This window comes from bacterium, from assembly GCA_040755795.1.
Classification (GTDB): Bacteria; UBA9089; CG2-30-40-21; order CG2-30-40-21; family SBAY01; genus JBFLXS01.
This window is the reverse complement of sequence record JBFLXS010000159.1, coordinates 1-8515: the sequence shown is the minus strand read 5'-3', so window position 1 is coordinate 8515 and position 8515 is coordinate 1. Positions and strand designations below refer to the sequence as shown.

Genomic DNA, 8515 nt, shown 5'->3' with positions numbered 1-8515 from the left:
GAGATTCTCCAGAGGTTTAGGAGGGGGAAATTTTAAGCAATTTAGAGGAAGAAGATGTTTAAAAAGCAAAAAATGGCTTTAAGGTGGTTACTTGGGCTGTTTATTTAGTTTCACCGAGAATTGCTGGGTCGTGGTAAATTCTCCTTGACAAAAACAGAGGATTGTGCTACTATGATTACGGGTGTTATAAAAGCAGGAGGTAAAGTAAAGATAATGCAAGCACCTAAAAAGCGTGAGAATCTTTCAAAGGCTATTTATGACCTTGGAAAACTTTCTTTTGCTGCTTTAGTGATTGGACAATTTGTTTCTCCTAATCTATTTAATCCAATAGTTTTTATTGGAGGATTAATCTTCACTTTTCTGGCTTTTTTTATAGCTTATCTAATAGAATAGTAGAAAAATGAGGTGAATTATGACTAATTTACTTATTTTATTCGTTGGAGGAAGTATAATTCTTATGTTTGTAGGAATTTATTTTTATCTCCAGGATAGAAGAGAAAAACATAGTGGGGTCAAACTTTAAAGAAGAAAAATAGGAACGCACACCATTTCTGCAGTTGTAAGATAATTGAGATAATTGTGTGCGTTCTCATTTTTCCTCTCTTGCTTCTCCTTAACTTCGTAGAGGTGACCTGTTTGTAGCGTTCACAACAAAAAAGGAGGTAATAATCATGAAAACCTTTAGAATGTTTCTTCTTACAACCTATATGGTTAGTTTAGTTTCATTAGTCTATGCACAAGAACTCTTGATTCACAAGGCGAAAGACGGGGATACACTGTGGGATATATCAGAGAAGTATTTGCAGACTCCGTGGTTATGGATGGCTATTGCCGATTATAACAAACTCAAAAATCCTCATTTTATTCTCCCAGGAGATATGATTAAAATACCCGAAGTGCCACAGGTGAAAGTTACGGAAGTATTTGGTGATGTTACAATTAAAAGGATTGGGACAGATAAGTATGTTAATCTCCGTAGAGGAGATAATGTCTATCCTCATGATGAGGTTGTTGTGGGTCCAGATTCAACGGCTCAAATTGAATTTGAGGATAAAAGTATCCTGCAACTAAAACCAGAGACATCATTGGTACTTAAACACAGCGTTTATGCGGAAAAGGTTAAAGCAGTCAATACAAAGGTAAAACTCCTTCACGGTAAAATGTCGTTTAAAGGAACAAAGACAACGGGCTCTAATTTTGAGATTGAGACACCAGGTGTCTTTTGCGGGGTTAGAGGAACTGAATTCGAGATAGGATATACACCCGATGGCCTCTCCAGCATATCTGTATTTCAAGGAGAGGTTGAGGCATCATCTACTGGCAAATCTGTCAATGTCCCTGCCGGCTTTGGAATTCAATCCGTCAAAGGAGAACTACCATCACCTCCAAAACCACTTCCAAAATCTCCAGAATTAATTAAACCGGTAGATGATTTTATTACAGGTATCCTGACGCTAACCTTTTCATGGAAATCTGTTCCTGAGGCGGCAAAATATTACCTTGAGATAGCGAAAGACGAGGCATTTAATAATGTGGTCTATAGAGTCCAAGGCACAGAATCGACAAGTGTTGTTTCTACAACCTTACCCGTAGGAAAATACTACTGGCGTGTGAGGAGTATTGATAAATCCGGGCTTGAAGGCAAATTCAGTACTGCCAGAATATTAAAGATTGTTAGAAAACTACAGCTGGAAATAGTGCCAGATAGCCCCCTATTTAAAAAGGAGAGCATTCTCTATGCCCACATATCTTGCCAATATACCCTGAAACCATTAGATGCCGATACCAGCATTGTCCGCATAATAACAGCCATAGACAACGACGATTTTTATACCTATCATCAGCCAATATCATTTAACAAAGCAGGAACACATACAATCAAATATAAAGGCGTTGACGCCTTTGGTAACTCTGGAGAGTTAGATAAGTTTATCGTCGTGGTTGACAACATACCGCCAGAAGTCCAGATTGATATAGACCACAAATCAGGCAGTTTTGTTCATCCGCAGACCATATTTTCATTAGCCGGCAGTGATAATGCCGCAGGTGTGGCTGAAGTGCTATGCAAGATTGATAATGGGGAGTGGAAGAGATACACGGGTGCCTTCTCGATTTTGCAGGAAGGTAATCATCAAATTGGATTCCGCGCTGTAGATACGGTTGGCAATCAATCAAAAGAGAAGGTGATTGATGTCATCGTTGATAACACGCCACCAGAGATAAAAATTGATATAGACCGCAAATCAGGCAATTTTGTTCATCCGCAGACCAAATTCTCATTAGCCACCAGTGATAATGCCGCTGGTGTGGCTGAGGTGTTATACAAAATAGATGATAAGGAATGGAAGAAATACACCGGGGTATTTTCGATTTTGCAAGAAGGCAGTCATCAGATTGGATTCAGAGCAATAGATACGGTTGGCAATCAATCAAAGGAAAATGTCCTTGATATTATTGTTGATAACACGCCACCAGAGGTAAAAATTGATATAGATCGCAAATCAGGCAATTTTGTTCATCCGCAGACCAAATTCTCATTAGCCGCCAGTGATAGTGCCGCGGGTGTGGCTGAGGTGCAATGCAAGATTGATAATGAGGAGTGGAAGAGATACACGGGAGCGTTCTCGATAGTTCAGGAGGGTATTCATCAGATTGGAGTGCGAGCCGTAGATACGGTTGGTAATCAATCAAAAGAGAAGGTGATTGATGTCATCGTTGATAACACACCACCGGAGATAAAAATTGATATAGACCGCAAATCTGGTTGTTTTGTTCATCCGCAGACCAAATTCTCGTTAATCACCAGTGATAGTGCCGCGGGTGTGGCTGAGGTGCAATGCAAGATTGATAATGAGGAATGGAAGAGATACACAGGAGCGTTCTCGATAGTTCAGGAGGGTATTCATCAGATTGGATTCCGAGCCGTAGATACACTTGGCAATCAATCAAAAGAAAAGATAATCGATGTCATTGTTGATAGGACACCGCCAGAGGTCCAGATGGATATAGACCGCAAATCAGGCAATTTTGTTCATCCCCAGACCATATTTTCATTAGCCGCCAGTGATAGTAGCGCGGGTGTGGCTGAGGTGTTATACAAAATAGATGATAAGGAATGGAAGAAATACACCGGGGTATTTTCGATTTTACAAGAAGGCAGTCATCAGATTGGATTCAGAGCAATAGATACGGTTGGCAATCAATCAAAGGAAAATGTCCTTGATATTATTGTTGATAACACGCCACCAGAGGTAAAAATTGATATAGACCGCAAATCAGGCAATTTTGTTCATCCGCAGACCAAATTCTCATTAATCGCCAGTGATAGTGCCGCGGGTGTGGCTGAGGTGCAATGCAAAATAGATAATGAGGAGTGGAAGAGATACACGGGCACATTTTCGATTTTGCAGGAAGGCAGTCATCAGATTGGATTCCGAGCCATAGATACGGTTGGTAATCAATCAAAAGAGAAGGTGATTGATGTCATCGTTGATAACACACCACCGGAGATAAAAATTGATATAGACCGCAAATCTGGTTGTTTTGTTCATCCACAAACCAAATTCTCGTTAATCGCCAGTGATAATGCCGCAGGTGTGGCTGAGGTGCAATGCAAGATTGATAATGAGGAGTGGAAGAGATACACGGGGGTGTTCTCGATAGTTCAGGAGGGTATTCACCAGATTGGATTCCGAGCCATAGATACAGTTGGCAATCAATCAAAAGAAAAGATAATCGATGTCATTGTTGATAATACCCCCCCAGATGTCCAGATGGATATAGACCGCAAATCAGGCAGTTTTGTTCGTTCGGACACCCAATTTTCATTAATCGGTATTGATGATGCCGCGGGTGTAGCTGAGGTCATAGTCAAGATTGATAATGAGGCGTGGCTGAAATACACAGGCACATTTTCCATTTCCCAGGAAGGTAGTCACTGGATTAGATTTCAAGCCATAGACAATGTTGGCAACCAATCAAAGGAAAAAATAGTCAATGTTATTGTGGATAGGACACCGCCAGGGATAAAGATGGATATAGACCACAAATCCGGCTGTTTTGTTCGTTCGGATACCAAATTTTCATTAATCGCCAGTGACGATGCCTCGGGTGTAGCTGAGTTCATAGTCAAAATAGATAATGAGGCATGGAGAAACTACACTGGCACATTTTCACTCTCTCAAGAAGGTAACCATCAGATTGGATTCCAGGCAATGGATACCCTTGGCAATCAATCAAAGGAAAAGATAATCGATGTCATTGTTGACAATACAGCACCAGAAGTCCAGATGGATATAGACCGCAAATTTGGCAGTTTTGTTCACCCACAGACCAGATTTTCATTAATCGCCAGTGATAATGCCTCGGGTGTGGATGAGGTATTATACAGGCTTGATAATAAGGAGTGGAAGAGATACACAGACACATTTTCGATTTCGCAGGAAGGTATCCATCAGATTGAATTTCGGGCAATAGATAGTCTTGGCAATCAATCAAAGGAACAGGTAACGAATGTCATTGTTGACCAGACACCGCCTGTGGTAAAAATGGATATAGACCGCAAATTTGGCAGTTTCGTCCATCCGCAGACTGGATTTTCATTAACAGCCATTGATGAGCTCGCTGGTGTAGCAGAGGTTCTATGCAAAATAGATAATGAGGAATGGAAGAAATACCCCGGCACATTTTCGATTTCGCAGGAAGGCAATCACCGAATTGTATTTCAAGCCATAGATAATGTTGGCAACCAATCAAAGGAACAGATAATCGATGTTATTGTTGATAGCACACCACCGGAGGTCCAGATGGATATAGACCGCAAATCTGGTTGTTTTGTTCATTCGCAGACCAAATTTTCGTTACTCAGCCGTGATGATACCTCTGGAGTTATGGAGGTGTTGTTCAAAATAGATAATGATGAATGGAAGAGATACAATGCCGCATTCTCGATTGCCCTTGAAGGTAATCATCAGATTGAATTTCGAGCAGCGGATAATCTTGGCAATCAATCAAAGGAAAAGGTAGTTAATGTCATTGTTGACAACACACCACCAGAAATAAAGATTGAGATAGACCGCAAATCCGGGTGTTTTGTTCATCCGCATACCAGATTTTCAATAATAACCAGTGATAATGTCTCGGGTGTGGCTGAGGTATTATGCAAAATAAATGATGAGGAATGGAAGAAATACGACGCTACATTTTCGATTGCTCAGGAAGGCAGGCATAAGATTAGAATTCGCGCAATAGATACGATTGGCAATCAAACAATGGAAAAGGAGATTGATGTCATTGTTGACAATACAGCACCAGAAGTCAAGATGGATATAGACCGAAAATCAGGCTGTTTCGTTCATCCGCAGACCAGATTTTCATTAGCCGCCAGTGATAATGCCGCTGGTGTGGCTGAGGTGCAATGCAAAATAGATAATGAGAAATGGAAGAAATACACCGGCCCATTTTCGATTAGCCAGTCAGGTAATCACAGGATTGGATTCCGAGCAATAGACACGGTTGGCAATCAGTCAAAGGAAGAAATAACTGATGTCATCGTTGATAGGACACCTCCGGAGGTCCAGATGGATATAGACCACAAATCTGGTTGTTTTGTTCATCCACATACCAGATTTTCAATAATAACCACTGATAATGTTGCGGGTGTGGCTGAGGTGTTATATCGGATAGATAATAAGGCATGGAAGAGATACAGCGGCACATTTTCGATTTCTCTTGAAGGCAGTCATAAGATTGGCATTGTGGCAATAGACATGGTTGGCAATCAATCAAAAGAAATGGTAACCAATATCATTGTTGATAACACGCCACCAGCGGTAAAGATTGATATAGACCGAAAATCAGGCAATTTTGTTCATCCGCAAACTATATTTTTATTAGCCGCCAGTGATAATGCCTCGGGTGTCGCTGAGGTATTATACAAGATAGATAATAATGAGGAATGGAAGAGATACCCGGGACCATTTTCAATTTCTCAAGCAGGTATCCATCGGATTGGATTTCAAGCAAAAGATAATATTGGCAATCAATCAAAGGAACAAGTGCTTGATGTCATTGTGGATAATACCCCACCGGAAATAAAGATTGACATAGACCACAAATCTGGTTGTTTTGTTTATTCGCAGACCAGATTTTCATTAGTCGCCATTGATGATGTCGCCGGGGTCGGTGAGGTGATATACCGGATAGATAATGAGAAATGGAAGAAATACACCGGGGCATTTTCGATTAGCCGGGAAGGTAATCATCGAATTGGATTCCGAGCCGCAGATACGGTTGGCAATCAATCAAAGGAAAATGTCCTTGATGTCATCATTGACAATACCCCACCAGAGATAAAGATTGACATAGACCGCAAATCAGGCAATTTTGTTCATCCGCAGAGCAAGTTTTCATTAATCGCCAGTGATAATGCCTCTGGTCTGACTGAGGTATTATACAAAATTGATAATGAGGACTGGAAGAGATACAACGGGCTATTTTCGATTTCGCAGGAAGGTAGCCATAAGATTGGACTTCGAGCCAGAGATAATATTGGCAATCAATCAAAGGAGAAAATGGTTGATGTCATCGTTGACAATACCCCGCCAGAGGTCCAGATGGATATAGACCGCAAATCAGGCAATTTTGTTCATCCGCAAACCAAATTCTCATTAATTGCCAGTGATAATGCCTCGGGTGTGGCTGAGGTGCAATGCAAGATTGATAATGAGGAGTGGAAGAGATACATGGGAGCGTTCTCGATAGTTGAGGAGGGTATTCACCAGATTGGATTCCGAGCAATAGACCCCCTTGGCAATCTATCAGAGGAAAAGATGGTTAATATTATTGTTGATAGGACACCGCCGGAGGTTCAGATTGGTATAGACCGCAAATTCGGTTGTTTTGTTCATTCGCAGACTAAATTTTCACTAATAGCCATTGATGATGTCTGTGGTGTGGGTGAGGTGTTATATCGGCTCGATAATAATAAGGAATGGAAGAGATACAGCGGCACATTTTCGCTCTCACAGGAAGGCAGTCATCGAATTGGATTTCGAGCAGTAGATATGGTTGGCAATCAATCAAAGGAGCAAGTGCTTGATGTCATTGTGGATAATACCCCACCGGAAATAAAGATTGAGCTCGATAGAAAATCCGGGAGTTTTGTTCATCCCCATACCAGATTTTCATTAATCGCCGGTGATAGTGCCGCTGGTGTGGCTGAGGTGCTATGCAAAATAGATGATGAGGAATGGAAAAGATACACGGGTGCATTCTCGATTAGCCAGGAAGGTAGTCATCGAATTGAATTTCGAGCAGTGGATATGGTTGGTAATCAATCAAAGGAGCAAGTGCTTGATGTCATTGTGGATAATACCCCGCCGGAAATAAAGATTGAGCTCGATAGAAGAGCAGGAAATTTTGTTCATCCGCATACCAGATTTTCATTAATCGCCGGTGATAATGCCGCTGGTGTGGCTGAGGTGCAATGCAAAATAGATAATGGAGATTGGAAGAGATACAATGGGGCATTTTCGATTGCGGATGAAGGCAACCACCGTATTGGATTTCGAGCAATAGATACGGTTGGTAATCAATCAAAGGAAGAGATAGTTGATGTCATTGTTGACAGAACACCGCCGGAGGTAAAGATTGAGATAGATAGATGTGTCCAGTTAGATTCAAGGTATCAAGTTCATTCGGATGCCAGATTTTCATTAATCACCATTGATGATGCCGCTGGTGTGGCTGAGGTGCTCTATAGACTCGATGATGGAGAGTGGAAGAAATATGAGGGGGCATTTTCGATTCCGCTTGAAGGTATCCATCGCATTGGCGGACAGGCAATAGACACGGTTGGCAATCAATCCAAAGAAAAGGTGATTGATGTCATTGTTGAAAAATAACTATTGAACCACGAAAAGTTTGTAACCTGTGAAGTAGGTAACTATTCAGCCACTGATTAACACGGATTAGCATGGATAAATAGCAGAAGGCAGATGAGAAAAGGGGAAAGGGAGAAACGGAGAAATCTGTGAAATCTGCGTAAATATTGGGTCGAAGTAAAATAAAACTGCTAATAGGCAAGATAATCTAAGGTTAGACTAATAAAAATAATCACACAGAGACACAAAGTCACAAAGGAATTGAATAAAACAATAAACCTTTGTGTTCTTTGTGGCTTTGTGTGAGAAAATAAAAATAAAAAGGAGATATTAGGGGCAAACCGTGAATGTGGAATACACAATAATTCGGTGAGGCAGAGGAAAAGGAAAAGACAGTGAATCAAAACTTTTGTCTACCCCTGCGTTGCAGTTGACGGCGGGGACTGTGCCGTGGTCAAAGTTTTGTGGTCTCTCAAAGTTTTGTTTTGCTATCAGTAGGGAATAGGGGGTCACATCTTGACAGGCTGTTGACATAAAATCTACCTTTTTTTCTTATCGGTTTTGACTTTAATTTTTAACATAAGAAGTCCGATAACTTAAAAACTGGGTTTTATGAATGCTATCTTTAAAAT

General features: G+C 41.0%; 2 protein-coding genes. Both read left to right on the top strand.

The window, feature by feature from the left end:
- Nucleotides 1–171: 171 nt before the first annotated feature.
- Nucleotides 172–393 carry a hypothetical protein gene (locus AB1414_11115; protein MEW6607980.1) on the top strand — a complete coding sequence of 74 codons (222 nt, stop codon included), beginning with the start codon at nt 172–174 and terminating at the stop codon, nt 391–393.
- Nucleotides 394–671: 278 nt separating this feature from the next.
- Nucleotides 672–7904, top strand: a complete 7233-nt coding sequence (locus AB1414_11110) for a FecR domain-containing protein (GenBank protein ID MEW6607979.1) — start codon at nt 672–674, stop codon at nt 7902–7904.
- Nucleotides 7905–8515 lie beyond the last annotated feature (611 nt).